The organism is Aeromonas aquatilis, assembly GCF_054052405.1.
Genome location: NZ_JBSTYP010000051.1, coordinates 18,708 through 32,975 on the forward strand (window position 1 = coordinate 18,708; position 14,268 = coordinate 32,975).

Genomic DNA, 14,268 nt, shown 5'->3' on the forward strand with positions numbered 1-14,268 from the left:
ATCGCGTAGCTTGAAAAAGGCGGCCATTGGCCGCCTTTTTGTTTTTCGGTTTCCCCTGATGACAGGAGTCCACATGCAATCCATTCGTCCCCTGACAGCCAATTGCAAGCTTGCCAACAATGCGGCCGGTCTGCCGGTTCTCACCATCAACAACGACTATGCCAAGGCCGAGATTAGCCTGTTTGGCGCCCATGTGCTGAGCTATCAGCGCCATGGCGAGCCAGCCTCCATCTGGCTGAGTGACAAGGCGGTGCTGGATGGCAGCAAGCCTGTTCGCGGCGGTATCCCGATCTGCTGGCCCTGGTTTGGCCCGGCACCAGCTCGTATCGGTAGCGGCAAGCCCTCCCACGGTTTTGCCCGCACCACCCTCTGGATGCTGGATGGGGTTTCCGATCACGCTGACGGCACGCTCGTTCACCTCTCTCTGCGCGACAGCGATGCGACCCGTGCCCTGTGGGATCACCCCTTCGAGCTGGAGCTGGACGTGCTGGTTGGCAAAGAGCTCTCACTGGTGCTGACCACTCGCAACACCGGTAGCCAGCCGTTGGTCTATAGCGGTGCGCTGCACACCTATTTGCAGATCAGCGCACCGGAGGCGGTAAGCGTGAGCGGTCTGGGCGAGCCCTATGCCGACAAGCTGACCGGACAGGATGCCAAACAGCAGGGTGCATTGACCCTGAACGGGCCGCTGGATCGGGTCTACTGGCAGCCAGAGGCGCTGGTGAGCGTGCTGGATGGTGAGCGCGAGACTCGGGTAGTCAGTGGCAACCACGACAGCGTGGTGGTCTGGACCCCCTGGCTGGAAGGGGCCACCGCCATGGCCGACATGAGCGACGACGGCTATCGCACCATGCTCTGCGTCGAAGCGGCCATCGCCGGCGAGGCGGGGGTGACCGTTGCGCCGGATGAAGAGCACAGTCTCTCCACCGTGATCATCTGAGCACCATAGCGTTCAGATAAATAAAGAGGGCTCCCGCGGGAGCCCTCTTTGCATCTCGTGACTGTGGCAATCAGGCGTTGCCCTGGGTCTTGAGCTTGAGTTCGGCGGCGAAGTTGAGCATCCGATCAAGCGGGATGAGGGCCTTTACCCGCAGCGCTTCATCGACATGGATCTCGTGGCGCTCGGCACCATCGGTGAGGGCCTCCTTGATCGCTACCAGACCGTTCATCGCCATCCAGGGGCAGTGGGCGCAGCTGCGGCAGGTGGCGCCATCGCCACCGGTCGGTGCTTCCACCATCTCTTTCTCCGGACAGGCCTGCTGCATCTTGTAGAAGATGCCCCGATCGGTCGCCACGATCAGCTTCTGCTGGGGCAGCTCCTTGGCGGCCTTGATCAGCTGGCTGGTGGAACCCACCGCATCGGCCAGCTCGATCACCGAGGCGGGGGACTCCGGGTGAACCAGCACGGCGGCGTCAGGATTCTGCTCTTTCAGCTCGCGCAGGGCGCGGGCCTTGAACTCGTCGTGGACGATGCAGTGGCCCTGCCAGCGCAGCATCTCGGCACCGGTCTTCTTCTCGATATAGGCACCCAGATGGCGATCCGGGCCCCAGATGATCTTGTGACCTAGGCTGTCGAGGTGCTCGACGATCTCCAGCGCGATGCTGGAGGTCACTACCCAGTCAGCCCGCGCCTTGACCGCAGCCGAGGTATTGGCGTAGACCACCACTGTATGGTCGGGATTGGCATCGCAGAAGGCGGAGAACTGCTCGATGGGACAGCCCAGATCGAGGGAGCATTCGGCCTCCAGCGTCGGCATCAGCACCCGCTTGTGGGGGCTGAGGATCTTGGAGGTCTCGCCCATGAAACGTACCCCGGCGACGATCAGGGTTTGCGCCTCGTGATCGCGGCCAAAGCGGGCCATCTCCAGCGAGTCACCGACGAAACCACCGGTGGCTTCGGCCAGCGCCTGGATCTCGGGATCCGTGTAGTAGTGGGCAACCAGTACCGCCTTGCGCTCCTTGAGCAGCGCCTTGATTTCTGTGGTCAAGGTCGTTCTCTGCTCGGCACTCAGGGGAAGAGGTTTGGCCGGAAAAGGGTAGTCCATTGCGACTACCGGCGGGACACTGCTCAGTGCATTGCTCATTGCGACTGTTCCATCAACGCTCGGGAAGGCAAAAATTATAACCAGAAGCCTGCCACAAACCCATCAACAAATCGGGTGAAGCGCAAGTGGGCGAATATACTCAAGTAATTCGTTGTTATGCTGCCATAAGGAGTTGTCGCATGAAGCAACGTTCCCTTAAGTTCAAGTTGTTGTGCCTTACCATGGGGCTGTTTCTGCTGACCGGGCTGGCCATGACCCTGTTGCAATCGGCCTCTTTCAGTTCCCTTCGCAACATGGTGATGACTCAGACCAGCGATGCACTGGAAGAGGAGGTCTCCCGCAGCTTGCAGTATCAGGCGGAGCGCTATGCCATCCAGATTGCCTCGCTGATGCAGAACTCCTATCAGATCCCCCTGACCGTGACCGCCCAGATTGAAGCCGGGATGGCTAAACCGGAACTGCGGTTGTCGCGGCCCCAAGTGGAGTCTTTGCTCGGCAGCAGCTTGCAGCAGGCGAGCGGGATCAGCTCCATTTACGCCCAGTTTGAACCGGATGGCTATGATGGCGAGGATGGCAACTGGCTTGGCGGGGCCAGCCACTCGGTGGCAGGCAAAGGGAGTCTGGAGATCTATTTCACCAAGGATCAGGGGGGCGCCGTCGCTCAGCAAGCGGTGGACGCCGCCGCCAGCGAAGCAAAGTTTGATACCTCCCTCAATGAGTTTGGTATTCGCAATAGCGAGTGGTATCTCTGTGGCCGCGATACCCGCAGACCCTGTTTGATGGAGCCCTACCTCTTCGAGATAAGCCCCGGCAACAAGATGCTGATGACCAGCCTCACAGTGCCCATTCTCAACGATGGCAAATTTGTCGGGCTGGCCGGGGTGGATATGAACCTGCCCATCTTCCAGCAGCTTGCCGAAACGCTGGGCAAGAGCCTTTATGACAACAAGACGGATGTCACTATAGTCAGCAAGATGGGGCTGATTGTGGGCAGCAACCGCTATGCCGACAAGCTGGGCCGTCCACTCAAGGAGGTGGGTCTGACCCTGCCTGACGGTCAGCCGGTCAGCAGCGACAGTGACTTCATTCTTCATCAGCCCATTCGGGTTGAAGCAGCCAATACCCAGTGGTGGTTGATGATCAAGGTGCCCAAGGCGCTGGCGCTCGGCAAGGCGCACGCCATCAGCAATGAACTGGGCGCCCTGCTGGTGGATGGCCAGCGGCAGCAGATCATCGCCATGGGCGGGATTACCCTGCTGGTGCTGGGGCTGCTGGTCTGGTTTATCCAGACCATTACTGCGCCACTTTCTCTTATCAGCCGCCATGTGGGTCATCTCTCCAGCTACGAGGGTGACCTGACCCAGCAGATGGAGATCGACACCCATCAGGAGCTGATCGATCTGGGTGCTCAGCTCAATGCCTTCCTCGGCAAGTTGCGGGGCATGGTGCAAATGAGCAAGGGGATTGGCCAGCAGGTCTACCAGCAGGCGCGGGAGATGAAACATACCGCCGACACCATGCGCAGTAGTCTGGACGAGCAGAATCTGGAGCTGGAGAGCGTGGTGAGCGCCATGCATCAGATGAGCACCACGGCAGTCAGCGTGGCGGGTTATGCCGAGCAGGCGGCACAGGAGTCGGAAGCGGCGACCCACCACATCAATACCGCCCAGCAGACCCTCAGCAATGCCCGCAACGAGATCCATACTCTGGTCGGCGATATGCATGAGGCGGACAAGGCGGTGGCGCTGGTGGCCCAGCGCAGCACCAATATCAGCCGGATCCTCGATGTGATCCGCGCCATTGCCGAGCAGACCAATCTGCTGGCCCTCAACGCCGCCATCGAAGCGGCACGAGCGGGTGACATGGGCCGTGGCTTTGCGGTGGTGGCGGACGAGGTACGGGCGCTGGCCAACAAGACCCGTGAATCGACCGACGAGATCGGCCAGCTGATTGGTAGTCTGCAGACCGAGGTGAGCAGCAGTCAACGTCTGATGAATACCGGCATCGAGCGCTCCACCACCACGGTGCAGGGCACCGAGCAGGCGTTCGAGGCGCTCAATCGGGTGGTGGCGCAGATCCAGCAGATCCACGACCACATCAGTCAGGTGGCTACCGCCGCCGAGCAGCAGAGCGCCGTCAGTGACGATATCAACAAGAATTTGATGCGCATTGGTGATACCGCTAACGTGATTGGGCAGGAGGCCGGCTCCAGCCATCAACTGAGCGAGGCGCTGGAGCAAGCGGCCACGGCGCTCGCCAGTCAGCTCGATCGGCTGCGTACCTGAGTGGCAACCAGAGAGACAAAAGCCCGCGAGCGATCGCGGGCTTTTTTATGACTCGATGGCAGAGTCGCGTCAGTTGCGGGGTTCAACCAGCAGGATGTGGGAGTCGGCCCCGACCACCCTGACTTTGCTGCCCGCAGGCAGCGACTCGTCGCAGCGCACCGTCCAGACCGTGTCGTCCAGATGTACCCGGCTGGTGCCTTGGGCGACATCATCCAGCAGGGTCAGCTCGCGGCCCATATAGCTCTGCATCCGCTCGTTGATGGTGCTGGCGGCATCCTGACCCGAGTTGTCACGCTGGTGTTGCCAGCGCCACCAGGCCCAGGTGGTGAGCAGGGATTGCACCGCAAACAGCAGCAGCTGCGCCTGCCAGCCAAAGGGCCAGATCAGCAGCAGCAGTCCCACTTCCAGCGCGGCGATGCCGGTCCAGAGCAAAAAGCCCACCGAGCCGAGCACCTCGATGGCCAGGAGAATGAAGCCGAGCCCCAGCCAGTGCCAGTGGGTCAGCCCCTCGAACAGGGCTGTCATGACTTGCTGCCCTTGCCGTCTTTGTTGAACAGCTCGGCCATACCAGCCACAGAGCCAATCAGGCTGCCTGCTTCCAGCGGCATCATGATGATCTTGCTGTTGGGGCCTTCACCGATGCGGGCCAGAGCCTCGGTGTACTTCTGAGCCACGAAGTAGTTGATGGCCTGCAGGTCTCCCTCCGCAATTGCTTGGGAAACCATGTGGGTCGCCTTGGCTTCCGCCTCGGCTGCCCGCTCCCGCGCTTCGGCGGCGAGGAAGGCGGCCTGGCGCTCACCTTCGGCTTTGAGGATCTGGGACTGTTTCTCCCCTTCCGCTTTCAGGATCTTGGACTGGCGTACCCCTTCGGCTTCCAGCACCTCGGCCCGTTTTTGGCGCTCGGCCTTCATCTGGGCGTTCATCGCCTCGACCAGTGCCAGCGGCGGGCGCACATCTTTAATCTCGATGCGGGTCACCTTGATGCCCCAGGGGGCGGTGGCGGCGTCCATGGTGCGCAGCAGCTTCTCGTTGATGGTATCGCGCTGGGAGAGCATCTCGTCCAGCTCCATGGCGCCGAGCACGGTGCGCATGTTGGTCATGGTGAGGTTGCTGATGGCGCTGGTGAGATCGTTGACCTCGTAGCCCGCTTTACGGGCATCGACCACCTGCACAAAGCTGATGGCGTCTATGGTGACGTTGGCGTTATCGCGGGAGATCACCTCTTGTGCCGGGATGTCCAGCACCTGCTCCATCATGATGATCTTGTGGCCGACCCGATCCACATAGGGGATCAGCAGGTTGAGGCCCGGGGTCAGGGTGCGGGTGTAGCGGCCGAAGCGCTCGACAGTCCAGTTGAAGCCCTGTGGCACTATCTTGATGCCGGCACTCAGGGTGGCGAGCACCAGGAACACAAAAATCCCTAGCACAATCAATGATTCATTCATCATTTAGCTCCTTATGAAACACAGTCCCTAGCCTATGGTCTGGCGTCAGGTACCACAAGTGACTTCGTACGCCTTTGTCATGAATTGGCTTTGCTAATTACCAAAACGCATTAAAAAGCATTTTTTATTATTTTGAGGGATAAGCTGCCCTGCCTATAGTCGCCCCATATTAGTCGTGTTCCGAGGGATGGGCCGAAATGGATTATTTACCTATGTTTGCCAAGTTGGAAGGCCGCCCGGTACTGCTGGTGGGCGGGGGCGAGGTTGCCCTGCGCAAGGCGCGCCTGCTGCTGGCGGCTGGTGCCCGGCTGACCCTAGTCTCCCCGGCGCTTGAACCGGAATTTGCGGAATTCACCGGTCGCTTCACCCATCTGGCGGAACGCTTCACCCCGGCTCATCTGGCAGGCCAGATTTTGGTGGTGGCGGCGACCGACAACCTCGAAGTCAACGCCCTCGTTTATCAAAGTGCCAATCAGCTGGGTCTGTTCGTCAACGTGGTGGATGACCCCAAGCGTTCCAGCTTTATCTTCCCCTCGATCATCGATCGCTCGCCGCTGATGGTGGCGGTCTCCAGCGGTGGCAAGGCGCCGGTGCTGGTGCGCCTGCTGCGCGAGCGGCTGGAGAGCCTGCTACCGCGCCATCTTGGCGGGCTGACCGAGCTCTCCGGCCGGGTGCGTGACAAGGCCAAGCGGGTGCTCTCCTCGATTTCCGATCGTCGCCGCTTCTGGGAGCGCGCCTTTGCCTCCAACATCCTCGCCAGCCTGATTGAGAAAGAGGATTGGCAAGGTGCCGAGCAGTGGCTGAACGATGGCCTCGACCAGGCGAAAAGCGAAGTGGGCGAGGTGGTGCTGGTCGGCGCGGGCCCCGGCGATCCGGGCCTGCTGACTCTCAAGGCGCTGCAACAAATTCAACAGGCTGAAGTGGTGCTCTACGACCAGCTGGTCTCGCCTGAGATCCTCGATCTGGTGCGCCGCGATGCCACTCTGGTGTCGGTTGGCAAGAAGGCGGGTGCCCACAGCGTGCCGCAGGAGGAGACCAATCGCCTGCTGGTGGAATACGCCAAGGCGGGCAATCGGGTGGTGCGGCTGAAAGGGGGCGATCCCTTTATGTTTGGCCGTGGTGGCGAGGAGCTGGAAGTGCTGGCCGATGAAGGCATCCCCTTCTCGGTGGTGCCCGGCATCACGGCCGCAGCCGGTGCCACCGCCTATGCCGGTATTCCGCTCACTCACCGTGACTACGCCCAGAGCGCCGTCTTTATCACTGGCCATTGCCAGATCGATGGCAAGGAGCCCGACTGGCAGCAGCTCGCCGCCACCAGTCAGACCCTGGTCATCTACATGGGGCTGATGCGCTCCGAGCATATCCAACAGCAGCTGGTGGATCACGGCCGAAGCCAAGCCACCCCCATCGCCATCATCGAGCGCGGCACCACATCCCGCCAGCGGGTGCTGACCGGCACGCTGGCGGATCTGGCGGAGCTGGCCAAACAGGCGGTGAGCCCGTCGCTTATCGTCATCGGCGAAGTGGTTGCCCTGCGCGAGCGGCTGGCCTGGTTTGGGGAACAGGGCGGCGATCAGCCGCGCGCCAACCCGGATCTCGATGGCTGCGACCTCAAGCTGGTGCAGCTCGCCTGAACAAGAACAAAACAGTGTGATGCGGTTGCCCAGGCGACCGCGAACCGAACCCCAGCGACCCCAACCGGCGCAACAGCAATGACCGAGGATAAACATGGACCGTGAAAAAGTGACCCACTTGCAGCAACCGAACGCGCAGAGCAGCCACGGCGGTATCTCTCGTGAAAGATTGACTCACCTGCAGCAGCTGGAGGCCGAGAGCATCCACATCATCCGCGAGGTGGCGGCCGAATTTGAGAACCCGGTGATGATGTACTCCATCGGCAAGGACTCCTCCGTCATGCTGCATCTGGCCCGCAAGGCCTTCTATCCGGGCAAGATCCCCTTTCCCTTGCTGCATGTCGATACCAACTGGAAGTTCAAGGAGATGATCAAGTTCCGTGACGAGACCGCCAAAAAGTACGGGCTGGATCTGATTGTCCACAAGAACCCGGAGGGGCTCGCCATGGGCATCAACCCCTTCGACCACGGCAGCGGCAAGCACACTGACATCATGAAGACTGAGGCGCTCAAGCAGGCGCTCAACAAGTTCGGTTTCGATGCCGCTTTCGGCGGTGCAAGGCGCGACGAGGAGAAGTCTCGCGCCAAGGAGCGGGTCTACTCATTCCGTGACAAGTCCCACCGCTGGGATCCGAAGAACCAGCGTCCGGAGCTGTGGCGCGTCTACAACAGCCAGGTCAACAAGGGGGAGAGCATCCGGGTGTTCCCGCTCTCCAACTGGACCGAGCTGGACATCTGGCAATACATCTATCTCGAAAACATCGACATAGTGCCGCTCTACTTTGCAGCCTATCGCCCGGTGGTGGAGCGGGGTGACATCAAGATCATGGTGGATGACGAGCGTATGCCCATCGGCCCGGAAGACGAAGTGAAGCAGGAGCTGGTGCGCTTCCGTACCCTCGGTTGCTACCCGTTGACCGGGGCCATTGAATCCGGTGCTACCACGTTGCCGGAGATTATCGAAGAGATGCTGCTCACCACCTCGAGCGAGCGGCAAGGGCGGCTGATTGACCACGATCAGGCTGGCTCCATGGAGCAGAAGAAGCGTCAGGGCTATTTCTAAAAAAAAGTTCTAAGGAATCGCAACATGAACAACTACATTCAGACCGCCATCAGCGAACAGGGCATTGAAGCCTACCTGCACGCCCAACAGCACAAGAGCCTGCTGCGTTTTCTCACCTGCGGCAGCGTGGATGACGGCAAGAGCACCCTTATCGGTCGCCTGCTGCACGACTCCCAGCAGATCTATGAAGATCAGCTCAAAGCGCTGGAGTCCGACAGCCAGAAGCTCGGCACCACCGGCGAGAAGCTGGACCTGGCCCTGCTGGTCGACGGTCTGCAGGCGGAGCGCGAGCAGGGCATCACCATCGATGTAGCCTACCGCTATTTCTCCACCGCCAAGCGCAAATTTATCATCTCGGATACCCCGGGCCACGAGCAGTACACCCGCAACATGGCCACCGGCGCCTCCACCTGCGATCTGGCCATCATTCTGATCGATGCCCGCAAAGGCGTGCTGGATCAGACCCGTCGCCACAGCTTTATTGCGAGCCTGCTCGGCATCAAGCAGTTCGTGGTGGCGGTGAACAAGATGGATCTGGTGGAGTTCAGTCAGGAGGTGTTCGAGCGCATCAGCGCCGACTACCGCGAGTTCGCCAAAAAGCTTAAGGTCGACACCATCCATATCGTGCCGGTCTCGGCGCTGGATGGTGATAACGTGGTCAACCCGAGCGACAAGCTGGCCTGGTACGAAGGCGAAACCCTGCTGGCGCTGCTGGAGTCGGCAGAAGTGGAGCGCGAGCTGGAGCGTCATCCGGTGCGCCTGCCGGTGCAGTATGTGAACCGCCCCAATCTCGATTTTCGCGGCTTTGCGGGGACCTTGGCCTCCGGCATCCTGCGGGTGGGCGACAAGCTGGCTGTGTTGCCGTCCGGCAAAGAGAGCACAGTGAGCCGCATCGTCACCTTCGACGGGGATCTGGAGTACGCCCTGCCGGGACAGGCCATCACGGTCACCTTCGCCGACGAGATCGACATCAGCCGTGGCGACCTGCTGGTGGATGCCGCCAACCGCCCGCAAGTGACCCAGAATGTGCTGGCCCATATCGTCTGGATGGGGGAGGAGTCCCTGCAACCGGGCCGGGTTTACGACGTCAAGCTGGCCACCAAGAAGAGTCGCGGTCAGGTGGAGGCCATCCGCCACCGCATCGAGATCAACAAGCTGGACGAACTGACTGCAAGCGAGCTCAAGCTCAACGAGATCGGCCTGTGCGAGCTGAGCCTCACCGACCCGGTGGCGTTCGACCCGTATCAGGAGATCCGCGATACCGGCAGTTTTATCCTGATCGACCGGCTGACTAACGTCACCGTCGGCGCCGGCATGATAGTGGAAGGCTTGGCGGCCAAGGTAGCCAAAGGTCACTACAGCGAGTTCGAAATCGAGCTCAATGCGCTGGTGCGAAAGCACTTCCCCCACTGGCAGGCGCAGACCATCAGCAACGAGTCAAACAAGGAGTAAGCCTATGACCTGGCAACAATCCCTGGTGCTGGGTCTGCTGGCTGCTCTCGTGGCCCTGCTGATCCAGGGCAAACTCCGCCCGGCGCTGCTCTTTTCGGGCGCCGTGCTCATCACCTACCTGAGCGGGCTGGCGGACATCAATGCGGTGGTGGCGGGCTACACCAACAGTGCCCTGCTGACGCTGGTACTCTTGCTGCTGGTGTCGCTGGCGGTGGAGAAAACCCGCATCATGAGCTGGTTCGCCAATCTGGTGGGCACGGGTTCATTCAACAAGGTGCTGGTGAAGGTGTGGTTCTCCACCGCCTTCCTGTCGGCTTTCGTCAACAACACCGCCGTGGTGGCCTCCATGCTGGGAGCGGTCAAGCGCAACCCCAACCACTCCCCGTCGCGGCTGCTGCTGCCCATGTGCTTCGCGGCCACCTTTGGCGGGGTGCTGACCCTGATCGGCACCTCCACCAACCTCATCGTCAACAGCTTCCTCATCAAGATGGGAGCCAAGCCGCTCGGCATGTTCGACTTCTTTATGGTGGGGGCAGGCACCCTGCTGACCGGTCTGGTGGCCGTGCTGCTGTTTGCCCGTCACCTGCCGGAGCAGGAGAGCGAGATCAGCCGGGAATCCGGCTACTTTCTCGAAGCCAAGGTGGGCGCCGGTTCACCGCTGGCGGGGCGCAGCGTCAAGGAGAACGGCCTGCGCAGCCTGAAAAGCCTCTATCTGGCGGAAATCATTCGCGGCGAGCAGGTGATCTGCCCGGTACAGCCCGAACACGAGCTGCACGAAGGGGATGTGCTGCTCTTTTGCGGCGACGTGGAGAGTGTCGGCGTATTGCAGGAGATGAAGGGGCTGGATCTCTACGGCCAGCACCGCCTCAATGGCCAGCATCTGGTGGAGGTGATCGTCAGCCACAGCTCGCGGCTGGTGGGTCAGACCATCAAGGATGCGGAGTTTCGCACCCACTTCGATGCGGTGGTGCTGGCGGTGCGTCGCGGCGAAACCCAGCTCACCGGCGGCCTCGGCCAGATTGAGCTGCACGCTGGGGATACCCTGCTGCTGGCGCCGGGCCCCAAGTTTGCCAGCCACAAGTCACTCTCCCGCGAGTTTGTGGTGGTGAGCGGACTGGAGGCTTCCACTCGCCTCGATAGTCAGCGCAGCGCCGCTGTGGTGCTGGGGTTTCTCGGGGTGTTGACGCTCTCGGTGCTGGATCTGGTGCCCCTGTTCAAGGGGCTGCTGGTGATGTTGGTGGTGCTGCTCTTCTCCCGCATTCTGACCCTGGACGAGATCCGCCGCCGCTTTCCGCTCGATATCTGGCTGGTGGTGGGCGGGGCGCTGGCCATCGCCGATCAGCTGGAAAAGAGCGGGTTGGCGCGGCTTATCGCCGACTGGCTGATGGGGGAGTTCAACGGTGCCAGTCCCCTTATCGCCTTTATCGGTATCTATCTGTTTACCCTGGTGCTGACCGAGCTGATGAGCAACAACGCGGCCGCCGCGCTGGCCTTCCCCATGGGTTACCAGTTGGCGCTTAGCATGGATGTCTCGACCATGCCGTTTATTCTGGCGGTGCTGTTCGGGGCGAGCTCCAGCTTTATCCTGCCCTACGGCTACCAGACCAACCTGATGGTCTACTCGGCGGGCAACTACAAGATGCCGGACTACCTCAAGCTGGCCCTGCCGGTCTCGCAGGCCTATAGCCTCGGGGTGCTGGTGATGGTGCCCCTGCTGTTTCCGTTTTAAGGCGTGAGCGCCAAGCAAGGCGTGTTGGGTGAGCAATACCATGGCACCAGTACGTTGTCGGCGGATAGTCCGAGGCGGCTCCCCGTGGTGCCGGACAGTTTAAGTTTTGAGGCGTAAGCGCCAAGCAAGGAGTGTTGAATGAGTAATGCCATGGCACCAGCACGTTGTCGGCGGATAGTCCGAGGCTGCTCCCCGTGGTGCCGGACCGTTTAAGTTTTGAGGCGTGAGCGCCAAGCAAGGAGTGTGGGATGAGCAATATCGTGTGGCACAAACATGCCGTCGACAAACAGAGCCGGGCCGAGCTTAAAGGGCAAAAACCGCTGGTGATCTGGTTTACCGGGCTGTCTGGGGCGGGCAAATCGACCCTGGCAGGGGCGCTGGAGCAAGCGCTGGCCGCTGAGGGCAAGCACACCTATCTGCTGGATGGGGACAATGTGCGCCACGGCCTGTGTGGCGATCTCGGTTTCGATGATGCCGCGCGGCAGGAGAATATCCGCCGGGTCGGCGAGGTGGCAAAGCTGATGGTGGATGCGGGCCTTATCGTGCTCACCGCCTTTATCTCGCCGTTCCGTGCCGAGCGGGCGCTGGTGCGCAGTCTCTTGGGTGAAGGGGAGTTTGTCGAGGTGTTTGTCGATGCGCCGCTCGCCATCTGTGAAGAGCGCGACCCCAAGGGGCTCTACAAAAAAGCGCGGGCAGGGGAAATTACGAATTTTACCGGCATCGATTCCGCCTACGAGGCACCGGAAAGTCCGGAAATTCATCTGCTGAACGCCGGCAAGCCGGTGGAGGTGCTGGTGGATGAACTGCTGACCGCCTTGCGGCAGGGGAACTACCTGTAGTTGGATCGGAAGAACGTATAACAAGCGCCCGGCAGCCGGCCAGTTGGCTACCACGGGCGCTTATGGGCTGGCGACCACCACTATAAGCAAAAATTGGGTAATTATTAGAAAACCCATAAATCCAGCTTATAGTGGAACCAGCGAGCCTTGAGCTGTGCCAAGGCTACCGATATCAACCCCACAAGAAGATCTTCCGAACCTTGTTTATGCCGTTGCGGGGTTATTCGCAATTTCCGAATAAGCTATTCGAACGGGCTAAATTAGGTGCACTGTAGGCGCAACCTAGATTTATTTGTTAAATTCATATTTGCTGGCAACATACTTGGCTGAGTTTTCAATATTTGGGAATACAGTCCTTTCATTAATGTTCAGCAAATCTAATTCATCTAGAATGGCTGCTTTATTTTTTATTGTTATTCGCTCCACTTGAATTTCAGGAGTTCCTTGCTCATCCAGTACTGCATCAAGACCAAATAATAAGAATGCACCTGATTGTGAGGTTATACGTTCATTGCTCTTTTTGCTCTTGACGCAAATAACTCTTCGAAGATCATCCTTTTTAATTCGTGGCTCAAAAAATGGCTTTTCATCCCGAATTAAATGGAGCAACTGTTCTACGGGAAGTTGAACATTAAAATCTTCAGCATCAAAATCTATTTTCCTTTTTTTCGAGTACGGATGTCTCGCTAGGTTAGCAATGCAGCTAGCGGTGTCAGAATCAAAATATTTAACATCATTTCGAGCTAGCTTAAACGTAATAACTTCACCATCTACATTTTTATCTCCAGATTTGCAAGCAAAATACAAAGCGATTAATGGATTAGAAGTAATATCAAGAAGCCTTGTTGGAAGAGAGTAGTGTTGCATTCTCACAAGTCGATCTAGTGTATAAATATCTTCGCTAAATTCTTCTGAGTTAGAAACTAGTAGCTCTCTATACATAATATCTTCATTTTCTAGATATAAATAATTACCTTTCTCATCTTTTCTGAACAATGATGGCTCTAGTTTATATTTCTCTTTATTAGAATGGCCACGATAGAAAACCTCAGTAGTTTTAGGGTGTTTCTCAGAAAGCACTTGGCTTATGAATTCCTGAACTGTATTGACCGTGCTCTTACTTTCATCGATTTTATGTATCGACTCAATGCTTTTGGGTTCGATAACAGATGTATGTCTGTTTCTGCCAATAATTTTTTCTAGACGCTCAAAGAGATTTTCATCTTTTATTGCCCAATGAGTTCTGTTCATTTCCCATTCTCGAATATCAAGTAATGGAGCTATGTCATCAATTTCTTGGAACTGAATAGGTCTGATATTTTCATCAAGTTGATATTCAATCCGTAAATCTCTTCCTTGCTCTTTGATAGTAGTTATATTTCCAATTCTAAATATACTTTCACGACCTTCATACGCGAATATGCAAGGGTAAGAAATTATAGCTTCGATAGATGCTGTAGTGAGTTTTTTTAATTTTTCTGATATTTCTGTGCTTGTGTACTCGAGAAAACGACTTCTATCTAATAGATAAAATCCTTTATCCCAAGCTCCATCCTGTGCAGTTACTAAAAGATTGTACATTTTTCGCTCTTTTGATTTAACAGTGAGTAGATAGAAGGTGCGATTAATGCATTAGTACCACCTTCCGTATTATTCCATTACGTCCTGATAACCGATATATAAATAAAAATCTGGGACACCCACCAATTTGACTGCAGCGTAGCATGCTGCTTCGCTTGATGGGTAGCCAGTCGAGGAGTGTGCCATGACCATCGC

The 14,268-nt window shown here is 58.2% G+C and carries 11 protein-coding genes; 7 read left to right on the forward strand and 4 right to left on the reverse strand.

The genetic code is table 11. The features are described from left to right. The first annotated feature begins 73 nt into the window (after positions 1 to 73). Positions 74 to 940, forward strand: a complete 867-nt coding sequence (locus tag ACW5W8_RS18000) for a D-hexose-6-phosphate mutarotase (RefSeq protein ID WP_498629286.1) — start codon at positions 74 to 76, stop codon at positions 938 to 940. A gap of 70 nt (positions 941 to 1,010) precedes the next feature. Here the strand turns inward: ACW5W8_RS18000 and nadA are convergent, their stop codons facing one another. Then, on the reverse strand, positions 1,011 to 2,084 hold the full coding sequence (nadA, locus tag ACW5W8_RS18005) for a quinolinate synthase NadA (protein WP_498629288.1): 1,074 nt from the start codon (positions 2,082 to 2,084) through the stop codon (positions 1,011 to 1,013). Positions 2,085 to 2,224: 140 nt separating this feature from the next. On the opposite strand from nadA, the gene ACW5W8_RS18010 reads away from it, so the two are divergent. Next, positions 2,225 to 4,330 carry a methyl-accepting chemotaxis protein gene (locus ACW5W8_RS18010; protein WP_498629290.1) on the forward strand — a complete coding sequence of 702 codons (2,106 nt, stop codon included), beginning with the start codon at positions 2,225 to 2,227 and terminating at the stop codon, positions 4,328 to 4,330. Positions 4,331 to 4,399: 69 nt separating this feature from the next. On the opposite strand, the gene ACW5W8_RS18015 is transcribed toward ACW5W8_RS18010, so the two are convergent. Together ACW5W8_RS18015 and ACW5W8_RS18020 are read right to left on the reverse strand one after the other, a co-directional pair. Next, positions 4,400 to 4,855: an NfeD family protein gene (locus tag ACW5W8_RS18015; RefSeq protein ID WP_069529717.1), complete on the reverse strand. Its 456-nt coding sequence runs from the start codon at positions 4,853 to 4,855 to the stop codon at positions 4,400 to 4,402. Continuing rightward, positions 4,852 to 5,775, reverse strand: a complete 924-nt coding sequence (locus ACW5W8_RS18020; protein ID WP_498629302.1) for an SPFH domain-containing protein — start codon at positions 5,773 to 5,775, stop codon at positions 4,852 to 4,854. The genes ACW5W8_RS18015 and ACW5W8_RS18020 overlap by 4 nt, the downstream gene beginning before the upstream one ends. A 197-nt stretch (positions 5,776 to 5,972) precedes the next feature. Here ACW5W8_RS18020 and cysG point away from each other — a divergent pair, with 197 nt between their 5' ends. The 5 genes from cysG (at position 5,973) to cysC (ending at position 12,492) form a co-directional block, all read left to right on the forward strand. Next, positions 5,973 to 7,409, forward strand: coding sequence for a siroheme synthase CysG (gene cysG / locus ACW5W8_RS18025; RefSeq protein WP_498629292.1), 1,437 nt, complete (start codon positions 5,973 to 5,975; stop codon positions 7,407 to 7,409). 94 nt (positions 7,410 to 7,503) lie between these two features. Beyond that, on the forward strand, positions 7,504 to 8,472 hold the full coding sequence (gene cysD, locus ACW5W8_RS18030) for a sulfate adenylyltransferase subunit CysD (RefSeq protein WP_498629293.1): 969 nt from the start codon (positions 7,504 to 7,506) through the stop codon (positions 8,470 to 8,472). Positions 8,473 to 8,496: 24 nt separating this feature from the next. Then, positions 8,497 to 9,924, forward strand: coding sequence for a sulfate adenylyltransferase subunit CysN (cysN, locus tag ACW5W8_RS18035; RefSeq protein WP_498629295.1), 1,428 nt, complete (start codon positions 8,497 to 8,499; stop codon positions 9,922 to 9,924). Between the two features lie 4 nt (positions 9,925 to 9,928). Next, positions 9,929 to 11,653, forward strand: a complete 1,725-nt coding sequence (locus ACW5W8_RS18040) for an SLC13 family permease (RefSeq protein WP_498629297.1) — start codon at positions 9,929 to 9,931, stop codon at positions 11,651 to 11,653. A 248-nt stretch (positions 11,654 to 11,901) separates the two neighbouring features. Then, positions 11,902 to 12,492: an adenylyl-sulfate kinase gene (cysC, locus tag ACW5W8_RS18045; RefSeq protein WP_498629299.1), complete on the forward strand. Its 591-nt coding sequence runs from the start codon at positions 11,902 to 11,904 to the stop codon at positions 12,490 to 12,492. Between the two features lie 288 nt (positions 12,493 to 12,780). Here cysC and ACW5W8_RS18050 read toward each other — a convergent pair whose 3' ends face one another. Then, complete coding sequence (locus ACW5W8_RS18050) at positions 12,781 to 14,073, reverse strand: FRG domain-containing protein (RefSeq protein WP_498629301.1); 1,293 nt, start codon at positions 14,071 to 14,073, stop codon at positions 12,781 to 12,783. Positions 14,074 to 14,268: the final 195 nt, after the last annotated feature.

What these genes read in the sequence shown, in the direction of transcription:
- ACW5W8_RS18015 (WP_069529717.1), bottom strand. Translation starts at nt 4,855, where the DNA reads ATGACAGCCCTGTTCGAGGGGCTGACCCACTGGCACTGGCTGGGGCTC.
- cysG (WP_498629292.1), top strand. Translation starts at nt 5,973, where the DNA reads ATGGATTATTTACCTATGTTTGCCAAGTTGGAAGGCCGCCCGGTACTG.
- ACW5W8_RS18000 (WP_498629286.1), top strand. Translation starts at nt 74, where the DNA reads ATGCAATCCATTCGTCCCCTGACAGCCAATTGCAAGCTTGCCAACAAT.
- ACW5W8_RS18020 (WP_498629302.1), bottom strand. Translation starts at nt 5,775, where the DNA reads ATGAATGAATCATTGATTGTGCTAGGGATTTTTGTGTTCCTGGTGCTC.
- cysD (WP_498629293.1), top strand. Translation starts at nt 7,504, where the DNA reads ATGGACCGTGAAAAAGTGACCCACTTGCAGCAACCGAACGCGCAGAGC.
- nadA (WP_498629288.1), bottom strand. Translation starts at nt 2,084, where the DNA reads ATGAGCAATGCACTGAGCAGTGTCCCGCCGGTAGTCGCAATGGACTAC.
- cysC (WP_498629299.1), top strand. Translation starts at nt 11,902, where the DNA reads ATGAGCAATATCGTGTGGCACAAACATGCCGTCGACAAACAGAGCCGG.
- cysN (WP_498629295.1), top strand. Translation starts at nt 8,497, where the DNA reads ATGAACAACTACATTCAGACCGCCATCAGCGAACAGGGCATTGAAGCC.
- ACW5W8_RS18050 (WP_498629301.1), bottom strand. Translation starts at nt 14,073, where the DNA reads ATGTACAATCTTTTAGTAACTGCACAGGATGGAGCTTGGGATAAAGGA.
- ACW5W8_RS18040 (WP_498629297.1), top strand. Translation starts at nt 9,929, where the DNA reads ATGACCTGGCAACAATCCCTGGTGCTGGGTCTGCTGGCTGCTCTCGTG.
- ACW5W8_RS18010 (WP_498629290.1), top strand. Translation starts at nt 2,225, where the DNA reads ATGAAGCAACGTTCCCTTAAGTTCAAGTTGTTGTGCCTTACCATGGGG.